The organism is Streptomyces sp. NPDC031064 (genome assembly GCF_055570965.1).
In genome coordinates, this window is record NZ_JBVIGF010000003.1 from 540079 (window position 1) to 556544 (window position 16466).

The 16466-nt window shown below is 71.3% G+C and carries 14 protein-coding genes; all 14 read left to right on the forward strand.

The annotated features are described in order from the left end of the window. Window positions 1–2 precede the first annotated feature (2 nt). The 14 genes from ACZ46W_RS13525 to ACZ46W_RS13590 all read left to right on the forward strand — a co-directional run bounded on the left by ACZ46W_RS13525 (window position 3) and on the right by ACZ46W_RS13590 (window position 16322). Window positions 3–1964, forward strand: coding sequence for a peptidoglycan D,D-transpeptidase FtsI family protein (locus ACZ46W_RS13525; RefSeq protein WP_468336055.1), 1962 nt, complete (start codon window positions 3–5; stop codon window positions 1962–1964). 17 nt (window positions 1965–1981) lie between these two features. Continuing rightward, window positions 1982–3649: a UDP-N-acetylmuramoyl-L-alanyl-D-glutamate--2,6-diaminopimelate ligase gene (locus ACZ46W_RS13530; RefSeq protein WP_468336058.1), complete on the forward strand. Its 1668-nt coding sequence runs from the start codon at window positions 1982–1984 to the stop codon at window positions 3647–3649. Window positions 3650–3653: 4 nt separating this feature from the next. After that, window positions 3654–5084, forward strand: coding sequence for a UDP-N-acetylmuramoyl-tripeptide--D-alanyl-D-alanine ligase (locus ACZ46W_RS13535; protein WP_468336061.1), 1431 nt, complete (start codon window positions 3654–3656; stop codon window positions 5082–5084). Next, window positions 5081–6151 (forward strand): phospho-N-acetylmuramoyl-pentapeptide-transferase, encoded by a 1071-nt coding sequence (gene mraY, locus ACZ46W_RS13540; RefSeq protein WP_468336064.1) that lies wholly within the window; start codon window positions 5081–5083, stop codon window positions 6149–6151. Before ACZ46W_RS13535 ends, mraY begins: the two co-directional genes overlap by 4 nt. Beyond that, window positions 6133–7563: a UDP-N-acetylmuramoyl-L-alanine--D-glutamate ligase gene (gene murD, locus ACZ46W_RS13545; protein WP_468336067.1), complete on the forward strand. Its 1431-nt coding sequence runs from the start codon at window positions 6133–6135 to the stop codon at window positions 7561–7563. Before mraY ends, murD begins: the two co-directional genes overlap by 19 nt. A 48-nt stretch (window positions 7564–7611) precedes the next feature. Further along, window positions 7612–9150 carry a putative lipid II flippase FtsW gene (gene ftsW / locus ACZ46W_RS13550; protein ID WP_468336070.1) on the forward strand — a complete coding sequence of 513 codons (1539 nt, stop codon included), beginning with the start codon at window positions 7612–7614 and terminating at the stop codon, window positions 9148–9150. Window positions 9151–9156: 6 nt separating this feature from the next. Next, window positions 9157–10251: an undecaprenyldiphospho-muramoylpentapeptide beta-N-acetylglucosaminyltransferase gene (gene murG / locus ACZ46W_RS13555; RefSeq protein ID WP_084897035.1), complete on the forward strand. Its 1095-nt coding sequence runs from the start codon at window positions 9157–9159 to the stop codon at window positions 10249–10251. Between the two features lie 13 nt (window positions 10252–10264). Further along, a complete protein-coding gene (locus tag ACZ46W_RS13560; RefSeq protein ID WP_468336074.1) occupies window positions 10265–11086 on the forward strand; it encodes a cell division protein FtsQ/DivIB in 822 nt (273 codons plus the stop codon). A gap of 278 nt (window positions 11087–11364) precedes the next feature. Beyond that, on the forward strand, window positions 11365–12579 hold the full coding sequence (gene ftsZ, locus ACZ46W_RS13565) for a cell division protein FtsZ (RefSeq protein ID WP_366130236.1): 1215 nt from the start codon (window positions 11365–11367) through the stop codon (window positions 12577–12579). A 9-nt stretch (window positions 12580–12588) separates the two neighbouring features. Beyond that, complete coding sequence (gene pgeF / locus ACZ46W_RS13570) at window positions 12589–13320, forward strand: peptidoglycan editing factor PgeF (protein WP_468336078.1); 732 nt, start codon at window positions 12589–12591, stop codon at window positions 13318–13320. A 6-nt stretch (window positions 13321–13326) separates the two neighbouring features. Further along, window positions 13327–14046: a YggS family pyridoxal phosphate-dependent enzyme gene (locus ACZ46W_RS13575; protein ID WP_468336081.1), complete on the forward strand. Its 720-nt coding sequence runs from the start codon at window positions 13327–13329 to the stop codon at window positions 14044–14046. A gap of 142 nt (window positions 14047–14188) precedes the next feature. Further along, entirely contained in the window at window positions 14189–14815 is a 627-nt protein-coding gene (locus tag ACZ46W_RS13580) for a cell division protein SepF (RefSeq protein WP_073752289.1), read from the forward strand. A gap of 70 nt (window positions 14816–14885) precedes the next feature. Continuing rightward, the gene (locus ACZ46W_RS13585; RefSeq protein ID WP_073752292.1) at window positions 14886–15182 is read left to right on the forward strand and encodes a YggT family protein; all 297 of its coding nucleotides are present in this window, start codon (window positions 14886–14888) and stop codon (window positions 15180–15182) included. A 57-nt stretch (window positions 15183–15239) separates the two neighbouring features. Then, window positions 15240–16322, forward strand: a complete 1083-nt coding sequence (locus tag ACZ46W_RS13590; RefSeq protein WP_366130232.1) for a DivIVA domain-containing protein — start codon at window positions 15240–15242, stop codon at window positions 16320–16322. Window positions 16323–16466 lie beyond the last annotated feature (144 nt).

Genomic DNA, 16466 nt, shown 5'->3' on the forward strand with positions numbered 1-16466 from the left:
CAGTGCCCCCCACCCAGCCCCCACGCCGCCGCGTACCGGCCCCCGCCCGCCCGGAGCGCTCCGGCCGCCCCGCCCGCCCGGCCGCCCGGCGCCCGCGTCCCGCGCCCCGCCCGCCCGCCAGGGCCGGCACCATCCGCCTCGGCAGCCCCAGGCCCCGGCTGCGGCTGGTCAGTCTCGGCCTGACGCTGGTCATGCTGGCGTTCGTCGTGCGCCTCCTCCAGGTCCAGGCCGTCGACGCCAGCGCGTACGCGGCCAAGGCCGAGAAGAACCGGTACCAGGAGTACACGCTGTCCGCCGAGCGCGGCGAGATCACCGACCGCGCCGGGATCGCCCTGGCCACCAGCGTCGACGCGTACGACATCACCGCCGACCCCAAGATGTTCACGCCCGAGGAGAGCAAGGCGCCCGACGCCCCGGAGCAGGCCGCCGCCCTCCTCGCACCGATCCTCGGCAAGGACCCCGCCGAGCTGGTCAAGAAGCTCAAGGCGCCCAAGTCCCGCTACGCGATGCTGGCCCGCCGCCAGACCCCGCAGGTCTGGAACCAGATCAAGGACCTGAAGAACGTCTTCGCCGAGAAGGCCCGCAAGGAGAAGGCCGGCGGCGGCGCCGGCGTCAATGTGCTCGCCGGCATCTTCAACGAGCCCAGCAGCAAGCGCGTGTACCCCAACGGCACCCTCGCCGCCGGGATACTGGGTTACGTCAACGCCGACGGCCGCGGCGGAGGCGGCCTGGAGTCCATGCTCGACGACGAGCTGGCCGGCAGGGACGGCAAGATCAAGTACGCCCAGTCGGGCGGCCGCCGGGTGCCCACCGTCGGCGCCCGGGAAACCCCCGCCGTCCCCGGCTCCGACATCGAGCTGACCATCGACCGCGACATCCAGTGGGCCGCCCAGCAGGCCATCACCCGGCAGGTCGAGGAGTCCAAGGCCGACCGCGGCTACGTGATAGTGCAGAACGCCCGGACCGGCGAGGTCCTCGCCATGGCCAACTCGCCCGGCTTCGACCCCAACGACCTGTCCCAGGCCAACTCCGCCGCCATGGGCAACGCCGCCCTCCAGGACGCCTACGAACCCGGCTCCACCGCCAAGGTCGTCTCGATGGCCGCCGTCCTGGAGGAGGGCGTCGCCACGCCCGCCACCCATGTCGTCGTGCCCAACCGGCTGCACCGGGGCGACCGGCTGTTCAAGGACGACGTCGACCACCCCACCTGGTACCTGACGCTCAACGGCGTCCTGGCCAAGTCCAGCAACATCGGCACCATCCTGGCCACCGGCCAGCTCGGCCCGACCCAGGCCCACGCGAACCGGGTCCTCCACTCCTACCTGCGCAAGTTCGGCTTCGGCAGCCCCACCGGCCTCGGCTACCCCGGCGAGACCCCCGGCATCCTGGCCAAGCCGCAGGACTGGTCCACCTCCCAGCAGTACACGATCCCCTTCGGACAGGGCCTGTCCATCAACGCCATGCAGGCGGCGTCCGTCTACTCGACGATCGCCAACGGCGGCGTACGCGTCGAGCCCACCCTCGTACGCGGCACCAAGGGACCCGACGGCCGCTTCACCCCGGCCCCCGCCCCCAAACAGACCAGGGTCATCAGCGAGAAGACGGCCAAGACCCTCGCCGCCATGCTGGAATCGGTCGTCGACGACGAGGAAGGCACCGGAACCAAGGCCGCCATCCCCGGCTACCGCGTCGCCGGCAAGACCGGCACCGCCAACCGCGTCGACCCCCAACTCGGCCGCTACCGCGGCTACACCGCCTCCTTCGCGGGCTTCGCACCCGCCGACGACCCGCAGATCACCGTCTACTGCGCCATCCAGAACCCCACCAGGGGCAGCTACTTCGGCGGCCAGATCTGCGGCCCCATCTACAAGAAGGTCATGGAGTTCGCCCTCAAGACCCTGCAAGTCGCACCAACCGGCAAAAAAGCACCCCGCATGCCGGTCACGTTCAAACCCGGCGAGTGAGCCGGCGGGAGCAACCAGTGACAACCATCACGCCCGACCCCGGGAACCGATCCGGCGACCACGCTGCACCGGCGCCCTCATTTAGCCCGATCGCGGGTGCGCCCGGTACGCTCACCGCCGTGCCACACGCTGATCAGTCCCGAACCACCCCGAAGGACGCCCCCGCGAAACGCCCCGGGGCGCCCCGGCCGGACCAGGTCCGCCCCACACCCCTGGGCGAGCTGGCGACCCGGCTGGGCATCCCGTCGCCGGGCAGCGCGGAGGTGACCGGCATCACCCACGACTCCCGGGCCGTGCGCCCCGGAGACGTGTACGCCGCCCTGCCGGGCGCCCGCCTCCACGGTGCCGACTTCGCCGGCCAGGCCGCGGACCTCGGCGCCGCCGCCGTCCTCACCGACCCGGCGGGCGCCGAACGCGCCGCCGCGACCGGCCTGCCGGTCCTGGTCACCGAGGACCCGCGCGGCCGGATGGGCGAGCTCGCCGCCGACATCTACGGCCGGCCGGGCAGCGACCTGCTCCAGATCGGCATCACCGGCACCTCCGGCAAGACCACCACCGCCTACCTCGTCGAAGGCGGCCTCCAGGCCGCCGGCCGCGCGACCGGGCTCATCGGCACCGTCGAGATGCGCATCGGCGACGAGCGCATCAAGTCCGAACGGACCACCCCGGAAGCCACCGACCTCCAGGCCCTGTTCGCGGTGATGCGCGAGCGCGGCGTCGAAGCGGTCGCCATGGAGGTCTCCAGCCACGCCCTCGTGCTCGGCCGGGTCGACGGCTGCGTCTTCGACGTCGCCGTCTTCAACAACCTCAGCCCGGAGCACATGGAGTTCCACTCCGGCATGGAGGACTACTTCCAGGCCAAGGCGCAGCTCTTCACCCCGCGCCGCAGCCGGCAGGGAGTGGTCAACTTCGACGACGAGTACGGCAGGAGGCTGGTCAAGGAGGCCTCCGTCCCCGTCGTCACCTTCTCCGCCGAGGGGAACCAGGACGCCGACTGGTGGGCCGAGGACGTCGAAATCGGCGCCCTGGGGAGCACGTTCACCATCCGCGGCCCCAAGGGCGAGCGGATCGGCGCCAAGGCCCCGCTGCCCGGCCCGTTCAACGTCGCCAACACCCTCGCCGCCGTCGTCACCCTCGCCGTGGCCGGGATCGACCCCCAGACCGCCGCCGACGGCGTCGCCGCCGTCCCCGGCGTACCCGGCCGCCTGGAGCGCGTCGACGCCGGCCAGCCCTACCTCGCCGTCGTCGACTACGCCCACAAGACGGACGCCGTCGAATCGGTCCTGCGCGCCCTGCGCAAGGTCACCGAGGGCCGACTGCACATCGTCCTCGGCTGCGGCGGCGACCGGGACGTCACCAAGCGCGGCCCCATGGGCGCCGCCGCCGCACGCCTCGCCGACACCGCCGTACTCACCTCCGACAACCCCCGCTCCGAGGACCCGCTCGCGATCCTCGCCGCGATGCTGGCCGGCGCCGCCGAGGTGCCCGTCCACGAGCGCGGTGACGTGATCGTGGAGGCCGACCGGGCCGCCGCCATCGCCGCCGCCGTGGCGCGCGCCCAGCCGGGCGACACCGTGCTGGTCGCGGGCAAGGGCCACGAGCAGGGCCAGGACATCGCCGGAGTGGTACGCCCCTTCGACGACCGCCAGGTCCTCCGCGAAGCCATCCAGAACAGTCAGGGATGAAGTAGTGATCGCCCTCTCCCTCGCCGAGATCGCCGAAATCGTCGGCGGGCAGTCGTACGACATACCGGATCCGGCCGTACAGGTCACCGGCCCCGTCGTCATCGACTCCCGCCAGGTCGAGCCCGGCTCCCTCTTCGCCGCCTTCGCCGGCGAGAACGTCGACGGCCACGACTACGCGCAGCGCGCCATGGACGCGGGCGCGGCGGCCGTGCTGGCCACCCGCCCGGTCGGGGTGCCCGCCATCGTCGTGGACGACGTCCAGACGGCGCTCGGCGCGCTCGCCCGCGCGGTCGTCGGACGCCTCGGTACCAAGGTCGTCGCGCTGACCGGCTCGGCCGGCAAGACCAGCACCAAGGACCTGATCGCCCAGGTGCTCCAGCGCAAGGGCCCCACCGTCTGGACGCCCGGCTCCCTCAACAACGAGATCGGCCTGCCGCTGACCGCGCTGCGCGCGGACAAGGACACCGAGCACCTCGTCCTGGAAATGGGAGCGCGCGGAATCGGCCACATCCGCTACCTCACCGAGCTGACCCCGCCGTCGATCGGTCTCGTCCTGAACGTGGGCTCCGCCCACATCGGCGAGTTCGGCGGCCGGGAGCAGATCGCCCAGGCCAAGGGCGAGATGGTCGAGGCGCTGCCGTCCGCCGAGGCGGGCGGGATCGCCGTGCTGAACGCGGATGACCCTCTCGTGCGGGCCATGGAAAACCGCACCCACGCGCGCGTGACGTTCTTCGGCGAGGCCGAAGAAGCCCACGTACGTGCCGAGAATGTCCGGCTCACAGAGACCGGACAGCCCTCTTTCAGGCTTCACACACCCACCGGGTGCAGTGACGTGACCTTGCGCCTGTACGGTGAGCACCACGTGTCGAACGCGCTCGCCGCGGCCGCCGTCGCCCATGAGCTGGGCATGTCCGTCGACGAGATCGCCACCGCGCTCTCCGAGGCGGGCTCCCTCTCCCGCTGGCGCATGGAGGTCACCGAGCGTCCTGACGGTGTGACGATCGTCAACGACGCCTACAACGCGAACCCCGAGTCCATGCGAGCCGCCCTGCGCGCGCTCGCGGCCATGGGCAAGGCCGCACAGGCCAAGGGGGGCCGTACGTGGGCGGTGCTCGGTCAGATGGCCGAGCTGGGGGACGAGGCGCTCGCCGAGCACGACGCGGTCGGACGGCTCGCCGTCCGGCTCAACGTCAGCAAGCTCGTCGCAGTCGGGGGCAGGGAAGCGTCCTGGCTGCAACTGGGCGCATATAACGAGGGTTCGTGGGGTGAGGAGTCGGTGCACGTGTCCGACGCACGGGCGGCGATCGACCTGTTGCGCAGAGAGCTGCGCCCGGGAGACGTCGTGCTGGTGAAGGCATCAAGGTCGGTCGGGCTCGAGCGGATCGCCCAGGCACTGCTCGAGAACACCACCGAGGGCGAGGTCGCCGGCCGATGAGGCAGATCCTCTTCGCGGGAGCCATCGGGCTCTTCCTGACCCTGATCGGTACGCCGCTGCTGATCAAGCTCCTGGCCCGCAAGGGATACGGGCAGTTCATCCGCGACGACGGCCCGCGTACGCACGGCAGCAAGAAGGGCACGCCCACCATGGGCGGTATCTCCTTCATCCTGGCCACGCTCATCGCGTACGCGCTCGCCAAGGTCATCACCGGCGAGGACCCGACCTACTCGGGCGTCCTGGTGCTGTTCCTGATGGCGGGCATGGGCCTCGTCGGCTTCCTCGACGACTACATCAAGATCGTCAAGCAGCGTTCGCTGGGCCTGCGGGCCAAGGCGAAGATGGCCGGCCAGCTCATCGTCGGCATCGCCTTCGCCGTCCTCGCGCTCCAGTTCGCCGACGGCCGCGGCCAGACCCCGGCGTCCACCAGGCTCTCCTTCATCACCGACTTCGGCTGGTCCATCGGCCCGGTGCTGTTCGTGGTCTGGGCGCTGTTCATGATCCTGGCCATGTCGAACGGCGTGAACCTGACCGACGGCCTCGACGGCCTCGCCACCGGCGCCTCGGTGATGGTCTTCGGCGCGTACACCTTCATCGGGCTGTGGCAGTTCCAGGAGTCGTGCGCCAACGCCGACACCCTGACCAACCCCAACGCCTGCTTCGAGGTGCGCGACCCGCTCGACCTCGCCGTCGTCGCCTCCGCGCTGATGGGCGCCTGCTTCGGCTTCCTGTGGTGGAACACCTCGCCCGCCAAGATCTTCATGGGTGACACCGGTTCGCTCGCCCTCGGCGGCGCGCTCGCGGGCCTGGCGATCTGCTCCCGCACGGAGCTGCTGCTGGCCCTCCTGGGCGGCCTGTTCGTGCTCATCACCCTCTCCGTCGTCATCCAGGTCGGTTCGTTCCGGATGACCGGGAAGCGGGTCTTCCGGATGGCTCCGCTCCAGCATCACTTCGAACTCAAGGGCTGGTCCGAAGTGCTCGTGGTGGTCCGTTTCTGGATCATTCAGGGCATGTGCGTCATCGTGGGACTCGGCCTCTTCTACGCGGGATGGGCAGCCGACAAGTGAGTACCTCCTGGCAGGGCAAGAACGTCACCGTCGCCGGCATGGGCGTGAGCGGCATCCCCGCCGCCCGCGTCCTCGCCGGCCTGGGCGCCCACGTCACGGTCGTCAACGACGGCGACGACGAGCGCTCCCGCGCGCAGGCGGCCGAGCTGGAGGCGGAGGGCATCACCGTCCGCCTCGGCGACGGGGCGACCCTGCCGGAGGGCACCGAGCTGGTCGTCACCACGCCCGGGTGGCAGCCCGACAAGCCGCTGTTCCGCGCGGCCGCCGAGGCGGGCGTGGAGGTCTGGGGCGACGTCGAGCTGGCGTGGCGGCTGCGCGGCCCCGACGCCGCGCCCTGGCTCGCGGTCACCGGCACCAACGGCAAGACCACGACCGTACGGATGCTCGCCGCCATCCTGGAGGCGGCGGGCCTGAAGACCGCCGCCGTGGGCAACATCGGCGTCTCCCTCCTGGACGCCGTCCTCGGCGAGGAGAAGTACGACGTCCTCGCCGTCGAACTGTCCAGCTACCAACTGCACTGGGCGCCCTCCGTGCGCGCCCACTCCGCGGCCGTCCTGAACCTCGCCCCGGACCACCTCGACTGGCACGGCTCCATGCAGGCGTACGCCGCCGACAAGGGCCGGATCTACGAGGGCAACCAGGTCGCCTGCGTCTACAACGTCGCCGACAAGGCCACCGAGGACCTGGTGCGCGAGGCCGACGTCGAGGAGGGCTGCCGCGCCATCGGCTTCACCCTCGGTACGCCGGGCCCCTCCCAGGTCGGGATCGTGGACGACCTCCTGGTGGACCGCGCCTTCGTCGAGAACCGGCAGAAGCAGGCCCAGGAGCTCGCCCAGATCTCCGACGTCAATCCGCCGGCCCCGCACAACATCGCCAACGCGCTCGCCGCGGCCGCCCTGGCCCGCGCCTTCGGCGTCCCGGCCACCGCCGTACGGGACGGACTGCGGGCCTTCCGCCCCGACCCGCACCGCATCGAGCTGGTCGAGGAGGTCCAGGGCGTCCGCTACGTCGACGATTCCAAGGCCACCAACACCCACGCCGCGGAGGCGTCGCTGGCCGCGTACGACCCGATCGTGTGGATCGCCGGGGGCCTCGCCAAGGGCGCGACCTTCGACGAGCTGGTCGCCGCGTCGGCGAAGCGGTTGCGCGCCGTCGTCCTGATGGGCGCCGACCGCGCCCTGATCCGGGAAGCCCTCGCGCGACACGCCCCGGAGGTACCGGTCGTCGACCTCGACCGGACCGACACTGGGGCGATGCCGGAGGCGGTCCGGGAAGCGGCACGGCTCGCACAGCCCGGGGACACGGTCCTGCTCGCCCCGGCCTGCGCCTCGATGGACATGTTCGTCAACTACAACAAGCGGGGCGAGGCGTTCGCGGACGCGGTCCGCGCACTCGCCGCCGAGCGCGCCTGACAGCCACCGGTCCGGCCGCGCCGGGCACGACTGGAGGGGACAGCGACCATGCCGGCCGACCACGCCGCCGCGTACGCACCGCACCGCGCGGGCCTCGCCCTGAACGGCCCCGCCATGGGCCCCGCCGGGTGGGCCCGCGCCTTTGGTCCGGCCCTGAACGGCCCCGCCAGGGGCCCCGCCCGACGGGGCCGCACCCATGGCCCCGCCCCGCGCGGTCTCGGCTTCGGGCTCGCCCTGCGCGGCCGCACCGCGGGGCTCCGGCGGCCGCCCGCGGCCCGTGGCGGTGGCCGGGCCGGGCGGGCCCGCAGGGTGCCGGCCCCCCGGCCGCCGCGGGGGAGCGGGGTGCGGGGGCTCTACGAGCGGGCACGGCGGGCCTGGGACCGGCCTCTGACCGCGTACTACGTGATCCTCGGCGCCAGCCTGCTGATCACCGTCCTGGGCCTTGTGATGGTCTACTCGGCGTCGCAGATCAAGGCGCTGGAGCTGTCGCTGTCCGACACCTACTTCTTCCGCAAGCAGTTCCTGGCCGCCGCCATCGGCACCGGGCTGCTGCTGTTCGCCTCCCGGGTCCCGGCCAAGCTGCACCGGGCGCTCGCCTACCCGCTGCTCGTCGGCACCGTCTTCCTGATGGTCCTGGTGCAGATCCCGGGGATAGGGCATTCCGTCAACGGCAACCAGAACTGGATCTACCTGGGTGGCCCCTTCCAGCTCCAGCCCAGCGAGTTCGGCAAGCTGGCGCTGATCCTGTGGGGCGCGGACCTGCTCGCCCGCAAGCAGGACAAACGGCTGCTGACCCAGTGGAAGCACCTGCTCGTGCCGCTCGTCCCGGTCGCCTTCCTGCTGCTGGGACTGATCATGCTGGGCGGCGACATGGGGACGGCGATCATCCTCACCGCGATCCTCTTCGGCCTGCTGTGGCTCGCCGGCGCGCCCACCCGGATGTTCGTCGGCGTGCTGGCGGTCGCCGCCGCGATCGGCGTCATGCTGATCAGGACCAGCGAGAACCGGATGGCGCGGCTCGCCTGCATCGGCGCCACCGAGCCCGGCCCGGGGGACTCGTGCTGGCAGGCCGTGCACGGGATCTATGCTCTGGCGTCGGGCGGATGGTTCGGTTCCGGGCTGGGAGCGAGTGTGGAAAAATGGGGCCAACTCCCCGAACCTCACACCGACTTCATCTTCGCCATCACCGGGGAGGAACTGGGGCTGGCGGGGACGCTGTCGGTACTCGCCCTCTTCGCGGCTCTAGGCTATGCGGGTATCCGCGTGGCCGGACGCACGGAGGACCCCTTCGTGAGGTATGCCGCGGGAGGCGTGACCACCTGGATCACGGCGCAGGCCGTGGTCAACATCGGTGCGGTGCTCGGCCTGCTGCCGATCGCCGGTGTCCCGCTCCCGCTGTTCTCCTACGGAGGGTCCGCCCTGCTGCCGACCATGTTCGCCGTCGGTCTGCTCATCGCCTTCGCGCGAGAGGAGCCCGCGGCGAAGGCGGCCCTGGCCATGCGACAGCCTGGTCTCGGCAAACGGGCCGGGGTGAGTTGGAAGTCGATGCGACGGCGCGTCAAGAAGCGTCCGTCCGGAGAGCGGTGAATTTCGGTGCATGTCGTACTCGCCGGTGGGGGGACCGCCGGCCACATCGAGCCCGCGCTCGCCCTCGCGGACGCCCTGCGCAGGCAGGACCCGACCGTGGGGATCACGGCCCTCGGTACGGAGCGGGGTCTGGAGACCCGGCTCGTACCGGAGCGGGGCTACGAGCTGGCGCTCATCCCCGCCGTTCCGCTGCCGCGCAAGCCCACCCCCGAGCTGATCACCGTCCCGGGGCGGCTGCGCGGCACGATCAAGGCCGCCGAGCAGATCCTGGAGCGCACGAAGGCCGACTGCGTCGTCGGCTTCGGCGGTTACGTGGCCCTGCCGGGCTACCTGGCCGCCAAGCGGCTCGGCGTACCGATCGTGGTCCACGAGGCCAACGCCCGGCCCGGCCTGGCCAACAAGATCGGCTCGCGGTACGCGGCCGGGGTCGCCGTCGCCACCCCCGACAGCAAGCTCCGTAACGCCCGCTACATCGGCATCCCGCTGCGGCACACCATCGCCACCCTCGACCGCGCCCGGGTCCGCCCGGAGGCGCGCGCCGCGTTCGGCCTGGACCCCAACCTGCCGACCCTGCTGGTCTCCGGCGGCTCGCAGGGCGCCCGCCGGCTGAACGAGGTGATCCAGCAGATCGCCCCGGTCCTCCAGCGCTCCGGCATCCAGATCCTGCACGCGGTCGGCCCCAAGAACGAACTGCCGCACGTCGACAACATGCCCGGTATGCCGCCCTACATCCCGGTACCGTACGTGGACCGGATGGACCTCGCGTACGCCGCGGCCGACATGATGCTGTGCCGCGCGGGCGCGATGACCGTCGCCGAACTCTCCGCCGTGGGGCTGCCCGCCGCGTACGTACCGCTGCCGATCGGCAACGGCGAACAGCGGCTCAACGCCCAGCCGGTGGTCAAGGCCGGCGGCGGGCTGCTGGTCGACGACGCCGAGCTGACGCCCGAGTGGGTCCAGGGCAACGTGCTCCCGGTGCTCTCCGACCCGCACCGGCTGTACGAGATGTCCCGCGCCGCCGCCGAGTTCGGCCGCCGGGACGCCGACGACCTGCTCGTCGGCATGGTCTACGAGGCGATCGCGGCACGCCACAGGGCGTGAGAAGGCAGGGAGCATGGCCGGGCCGACGACGACCACCGAGCGCGGCGCTCCGGGCACCAAGCGGCCGGTGGGTGCCAGGCTCAAGGGCGCCAAGCCCAAGGGTCCGTCCCCGGCCCGGCTCTCCCGGCTGCCCGGTCCCCGCGCCGTGCTCCTGATCGTCACCGCCCTGGCCCTGCTCGCCAGCGGTGTGTGGCTCTTCTACGGCTCCGCGTGGCTGCGGGTCGAGCAGGTCACCACCTCCGGTACGCGGGTGCTGACGCCCGCCGAGGTCAGGGCGGCCGCCGCGGTGCCGGTCGGAGCCCCGCTGGTGTCGGTCGACACGGACGACATCGAGGGCCGGCTGCTGCGCGCCCTGCCCCGGATCGACTCGGTGGACGTCGTCCGGTCATGGCCGCACGGAATCGCCCTGAATGTGGTCGAACGTACGCCGGTCCTCCTGGTGGAAAAGAGCGGAAAGTTCACCGAAGTGGACGCGAGCGGTGTGCATTTCGCCACGGTGGACGCGGCCAAGGCCCCGAAGGGCGTGCCGCTGCTGGAGCTGACGGTGGGTCAGTCCCCCAGCCTGCGCCGCTTCGGGGCCGACCGGCTGACCGCCGCGGCGGTCGGTGTGGCGGGCGACCTGCCGGGGCCGGTCGCCGAGGACGCCAAGGTCCTGAGGGTCCGTTCGTACGACTCCATCACCCTGGAGCTGACGGGCGGCAGGACCGTGGTGTGGGGCAGCGGCGAGGACGGCGAGGCGAAAGCCCGTGCGCTCACCGCACTGATGAAGGCGGCGCCCAAAGCGGGGCACTTCGACGTGAGTGCCCCGACCGCCCCTGCCGTGTCGCGGAGTTGACGCACATATGCGCTGGCCAGCACCCTGGTTGGTCAGCGCTATGGGTGATCACATAGGGTGAAAAGAAAAACGGGAGGTTCGGCGTGTTCGTTGAACGTGCGCCACTTGTCGACTTAGTGTCCTGTTCGGAAGAGTCCAGCGAACAGAGACACTGGTAACCCTAAACTTCAACGTTAGGGTTTGGGTCGGCGTTTCGGACCGTCCCATCGGCATCCGTCGTCGCGGCGCGAGACCACCGCGAAGTGGCGACACGTAACTCGAGGCGAGAGGCCTTCGACGTGGCAGCACCGCAGAACTACCTCGCAGTCATCAAGGTCATCGGTGTCGGCGGCGGTGGTGTCAATGCCATCAACCGAATGATCGAGGTCGGTCTCAAGGGCGTCGAGTTCATCGCCATCAACACGGACGCGCAAGCTCTGTTGATGAGCGACGCCGACGTCAAGCTCGACGTCGGCCGTGAACTCACCCGCGGCCTCGGGGCCGGAGCCAACCCGGCAGTCGGTCGCAAGGCGGCAGAGGACCACCGCGAGGAGATCGAGGAGGTCCTCAAGGGGGCCGACATGGTCTTCGTCACCGCCGGCGAAGGTGGCGGCACCGGCACCGGCGGCGCGCCCGTCGTCGCCAACATCGCGCGCTCGCTGGGCGCCCTGACCATCGGTGTGGTCACCCGGCCGTTCACCTTCGAGGGCCGGCGCCGCGCCAACCAGGCGGAGGACGGCATCGCCGAGCTCCGCGAAGAGGTCGACACCCTCATCGTCATCCCGAACGACCGGCTGCTGTCCATCTCGGACCGCCAGGTCAGCGTGCTGGACGCGTTCAAGTCCGCCGACCAGGTCCTGCTCTCCGGCGTCCAGGGCATCACCGACCTCATCACCACCCCGGGTCTCATCAACCTCGACTTCGCCGACGTCAAGTCGGTCATGTCCGAGGCCGGTTCCGCCCTCATGGGCATCGGCTCGGCCCGCGGCGACGACCGCGCGGTGGCCGCCGCCGAGATGGCGATCTCCTCGCCGCTGCTGGAGGCGTCCATCGACGGCGCCCGCGGGGTGCTGCTGTCCATCTCCGGTGGCTCGGACCTCGGCCTCTTCGAGATCAACGAAGCCGCCCAGCTCGTCAGCGAGGCCGCGCACCCCGAGGCCAACATCATCTTCGGTGCCGTCATCGACGACGCCCTCGGTGACGAGGTGCGGGTCACGGTCATCGCGGCCGGCTTCGACGGGGGCCAGCCGCCGGCCCGGCGCGACAACATCCTCAGCGCCGGGTCGAGCAAGCGCGAGGAGCCGGCGCCCCCGGCGCGGGCCACGGAGCAGCCCCGCCCGGTGAGCGGCCTCGGCACCGTGCCGGTGCGCGAGGAGGCCCCGGCCCCGGCGGCCGAGCCCGCCCCGGCCGTGAGCGACAGCTCCCTGACGGTCACGCCGCCGGCGGTGCCGCCGGCCCGTCCGTACCCGGACACCTCGGCCGAAGAGCTGGACGTCCCGGACTTCCTGAAGTGACCCTGTGACGTGATAGGGCAGCACGACTCAGTGAGCGGCGCGCATTTCGCCTTCACCGATCGGTGGGGCGGGGTGAGCGCCGTTCCGTACGAAGAGCTCAACCTCGGCGGAGCGGTCGGCGACGACCCCGGCTCCGTCACGACGAACCGCCGGCTCGCCGCCGAGTCGCTGGGGCTCGATCCGCGGCGGGTCGTGTGGATGAACCAGGTGCACGGCCGGGACGTGGCCGTGGTCGACGGACCGTGGGCGGCGGACCAGGACGTTTTGGCGGTGGACGGGATCGTCACCGCCCGGCGCGGGCTCGCGCTCGCGGTGCTGACCGCCGACTGCACGCCCGTCCTGCTGGCCGACCCGGTCGCGGGTGTGGTGGGCGCGGCGCACGCCGGCCGGCCCGGGATGGTCGCCGGTGTCGTGCCGGCCACCGTCGAGGCCATGATCGCGCTCGGTGCCGAGCCGGCACGGATCACCGCCCGCACCGGCCCGGCCGTGTGCGGACGCTGCTACGAGGTCCCCGAGACCATGCGGGGCGAGGTGGCCGCCGTCGTACCGGAGGCGCACTCCACGACGAGTTGGGGCACTCCGGCGGTGGATGTGACCGCCGGGGTGCACGCCCAGCTCGACGCGCTGGGGGTGCGCGACCGGCGCGCTTCGGAGGTCTGCACGCTCGAATCGCGCGACCACTACTCGTACCGTCGCGACCGCACGACCGGGCGGCTCGCCGGATATGTCTGGTTGGACTGATAGCAGATGACGGACCGCAAGGCTCAACTCGCCGAGAACCTCGCGCGAGTGGAGGAACGTATCTCTGCCGCGTGCGCGGCGGCCGGGCGTGAGCGCGAGGACGTGACCCTGATCGTGGTCACCAAGACGTACCCCGCGAGCGACGTACGGCTGCTGCACGAGCTGGGGGTCCGTCATGTCGCCGAGAACCGCGACCAGGACGCGGCCCCCAAGGCCGCCGAGTGCGCGGACCTCGACCTCACATGGCACTTCGTCGGCCAGTTGCAGACCAATAAGGCCCGTTCTGTGGCGAGTTATGCGCATGAGGTGCAGTCGGTCGACCGGCTGAAGCTCGTCACCGCGCTGTCGGGCGCGGCGGAGCGCGCCGGGCGCGACATCGGGTGCCTGATCCAGGTGGCGCTCGACGCGGAGTCCGGTGAGCGTGGCGAGCGCGGCGGCGTCGCGCCGGACGGCATCGAGGAGTTGGCGGACGCGGTCGAGGGCGCGCCGGGCCTCCGGCTCGACGGACTCATGACGGTCGCGCCGCTGGCCGGACCCTATGCGGGGCGCGAACGGGCCGCATTCGATCGGCTGATGGAATTCGCATCCCGCCTGCGCGTGTCCCATCCGGCTGCGAACATGGTGTCAGCAGGGATGAGCGCGGACCTCGAGGACGCGGTGGCGGCCGGAGCGACACATGTGCGCATCGGTACGGCGGTGCTCGGAGTCCGACCTCGGCTCGGGTAACGTCGCGAAGCAAGTCGGACCACAGCAGAAAATATGGTCATTTCCGCCGAACAGCGGACAGGCCTTGTGGATCGCGGGCACTTGGTGACGCTGTGCCCATGAGTGATGAGGGCGATCCACCACAGAGCGGAGGACTCAGAGAATGGCCGGCGCGATGCGCAAGATGGCGGTCTACCTCGGCCTCGTGGAGGACGATGGGTACGACGGCCGGGGCTTCGACCCCGATGACGACTTCGAACCCGAACTGGAGCCGGAGCCCGAGCGCGACCGACGGCGCCACCAGCCCCCGCACCAGTCTTCGCACCAGGCGGAGCGCGAGGAGCCGGTGCGTGTCGTCCAGCAGCCGCCCGTGCAGCGCGACCCTGTTCCGCTTCCCGCTGAAAGCGGACGTCCGGCGCGAATCGCCCCCGTGGCATCCATCACACCTGAACGCCCGAGCCTGGAGAAGAACGCACCGGTGATCATGCCCAAGGTCGTGTCCGAGCGGGAGCCCTACCGCATCACCACGCTGCACCCGCGGACCTACAACGAGGCCCGTACCATCGGGGAACACTTCCGCGAGGGCACGCCTGTGATCATGAATCTCACGGAGATGGACGACACGGACGCGAAGCGACTTGTCGACTTTGCCGCCGGTCTCGTCTTCGGCCTGCATGGCAGCATTGAGAGAGTGACGCAGAAGGTGTTCCTGTTGTCGCCTGCTAACGTCGATGTCACGGCGGAGGACAAGGCCCGCATCGCAGAGGGCGGATTCTTCAACCAGAGCTGAGAGCACGACACCGGGAACGGCCCGGCCGGGAGGCCGGTGGACATAGGACCAGGGGAGAGGGAAGCGCGGGATGAGCGTCGCACTACAAGTGATCTACATCGCTCTGATGTGCTTCCTTGTCGTCCTGATCTTCCGGCTGGTCATGGACTACGTCTTCCAGTTCGCTCGTTCATGGCAACCCGGGAAGGCGATGGTGGTCGTTCTGGAGGCCACCTACACTGTCACTGATCCACCACTGAAGCTTCTGCGGCGGTTCATCCCGCCGTTGCGTCTCGGGGGCGTGGCACTCGACCTGTCCTTCTTCGTTCTGATGATCATCGTCTACATCCTGATCTCCATCGTGAACAGCTTCATGATGAGGGTGTGAGGGTGTAGCGATAACGGTCCTGCCGACTGCCGACGACTACGTAGAGGTGAAGGAAAGATGCCGCTGACCCCCGAGGACGTGCGGAACAAGCAGTTCACGACCGTCCGCCTCCGAGAAGGCTATGACGAGGACGAGGTCGATGCCTTCCTCGACGAGGTCGAAGCCGAACTGACGCGCCTGCTCCGCGAGAACGAGGACCTGCGCGCCAAGCTGGCCGCCGCCACGCGCGCGGCCGCGCAGAACCAGCAGCAGCAGGGCATGCGCAAGCCGCCGGAGCAGCAGGACCGACCGGTCGGTCCGGGGGCTCCCGTGCCCGCCGGGATATCGGGTCCGCCGGTCCAGCAGCAGCCCCCGCAGATGGGTCCCCCCCAGCTTCCCGGTGGTGCTCCGCAGCTTCCGGCCGGTCCCAGCCACGGCGGCCCGCAGGGCCAGCACGGCCCCGGTCCCATGCAGGGCGGCCCCATGGGCGGCCCGATGGGCGGTCCCATGGGTGGCCCCATGGGCGGTCACGGCCCGCAGATGCCGCAGCCCGGTCAGGGCCCCGGCGGCGACAGCGCGGCCCGCGTTCTCTCCCTCGCCCAGCAGACTGCCGACCAGGCGATCGCGGAGGCCCGCTCCGAGGCCAACAAGATCGTCGGCGAGGCCCGGTCGCGCGCCGAGGGCCTGGAGCGCGACGCCCGCGCCAAGGCGGACGCCCTGGAGCGGGACGCGCAGGAGAAGCACCGCGTCGCGATGGGCTCCCTGGAGTCCGCCCGCGCCACGCTGGAGCGCAAGGTCGAGGACCTGCGGGGCTTCGAGCGTGAGTACCGTACGCGCCTGAAGTCCTACCTGGAGAGCCAGCTCCGCCAGCTCGAAACCCAGGCGGACGACTCGCTGGCCCCCCCGCGGACCCCGGCGACCGCGTCGCTGCCGCCGTCCCCGTCGATGGCGTCGGCCGGCGCGAGCGCCCCGTCGTACGGCGGCAACCAGACCATGGGTGGCGGCCAGCCGATGGGCGGTGGTCCGTCCTACGGCGGCCAGCAGCAGATGTCGCCCGCGATGACGCAGCCGATGGCACCGGTGCGGCCGCAGGCGCCGCAGCCGATGCAGCAGGCTCCGTCGCCGATGCGTGGCTTCCTCATCGACGAGGACGACAACTGACGCGGGCGCGGCGCGCGGTACGCGCGTAGCCGTCGGTAGGCAGTAGGGGGGGGGGGGGGGGGGGGGGGGGGGGGGGGGGGGGGGGGGGGGGGGGGGGGGGGGGGGGGGGGGGGGGGGGGGGGGGGGGGGGGTGGGGGTGTGTGG

Coding starts and splice junctions, on each gene's coding strand:
- mraY (WP_468336064.1), top strand. CDS start 5,081: ATGAGGCAGATCCTCTTCGCGGGAGCCATCGGGCTCTTCCTGACCCTG.
- murD (WP_468336067.1), top strand. CDS start 6,133: ATGGGCAGCCGACAAGTGAGTACCTCCTGGCAGGGCAAGAACGTCACC.
- ftsW (WP_468336070.1), top strand. CDS start 7,612: ATGCCGGCCGACCACGCCGCCGCGTACGCACCGCACCGCGCGGGCCTC.
- ACZ46W_RS13560 (WP_468336074.1), top strand. CDS start 10,265: ATGGCCGGGCCGACGACGACCACCGAGCGCGGCGCTCCGGGCACCAAG.
- ACZ46W_RS13575 (WP_468336081.1), top strand. CDS start 13,327: ATGACGGACCGCAAGGCTCAACTCGCCGAGAACCTCGCGCGAGTGGAG.
- ACZ46W_RS13580 (WP_073752289.1), top strand. CDS start 14,189: ATGGCCGGCGCGATGCGCAAGATGGCGGTCTACCTCGGCCTCGTGGAG.
- ACZ46W_RS13585 (WP_073752292.1), top strand. CDS start 14,886: ATGAGCGTCGCACTACAAGTGATCTACATCGCTCTGATGTGCTTCCTT.
- ACZ46W_RS13590 (WP_366130232.1), top strand. CDS start 15,240: ATGCCGCTGACCCCCGAGGACGTGCGGAACAAGCAGTTCACGACCGTC.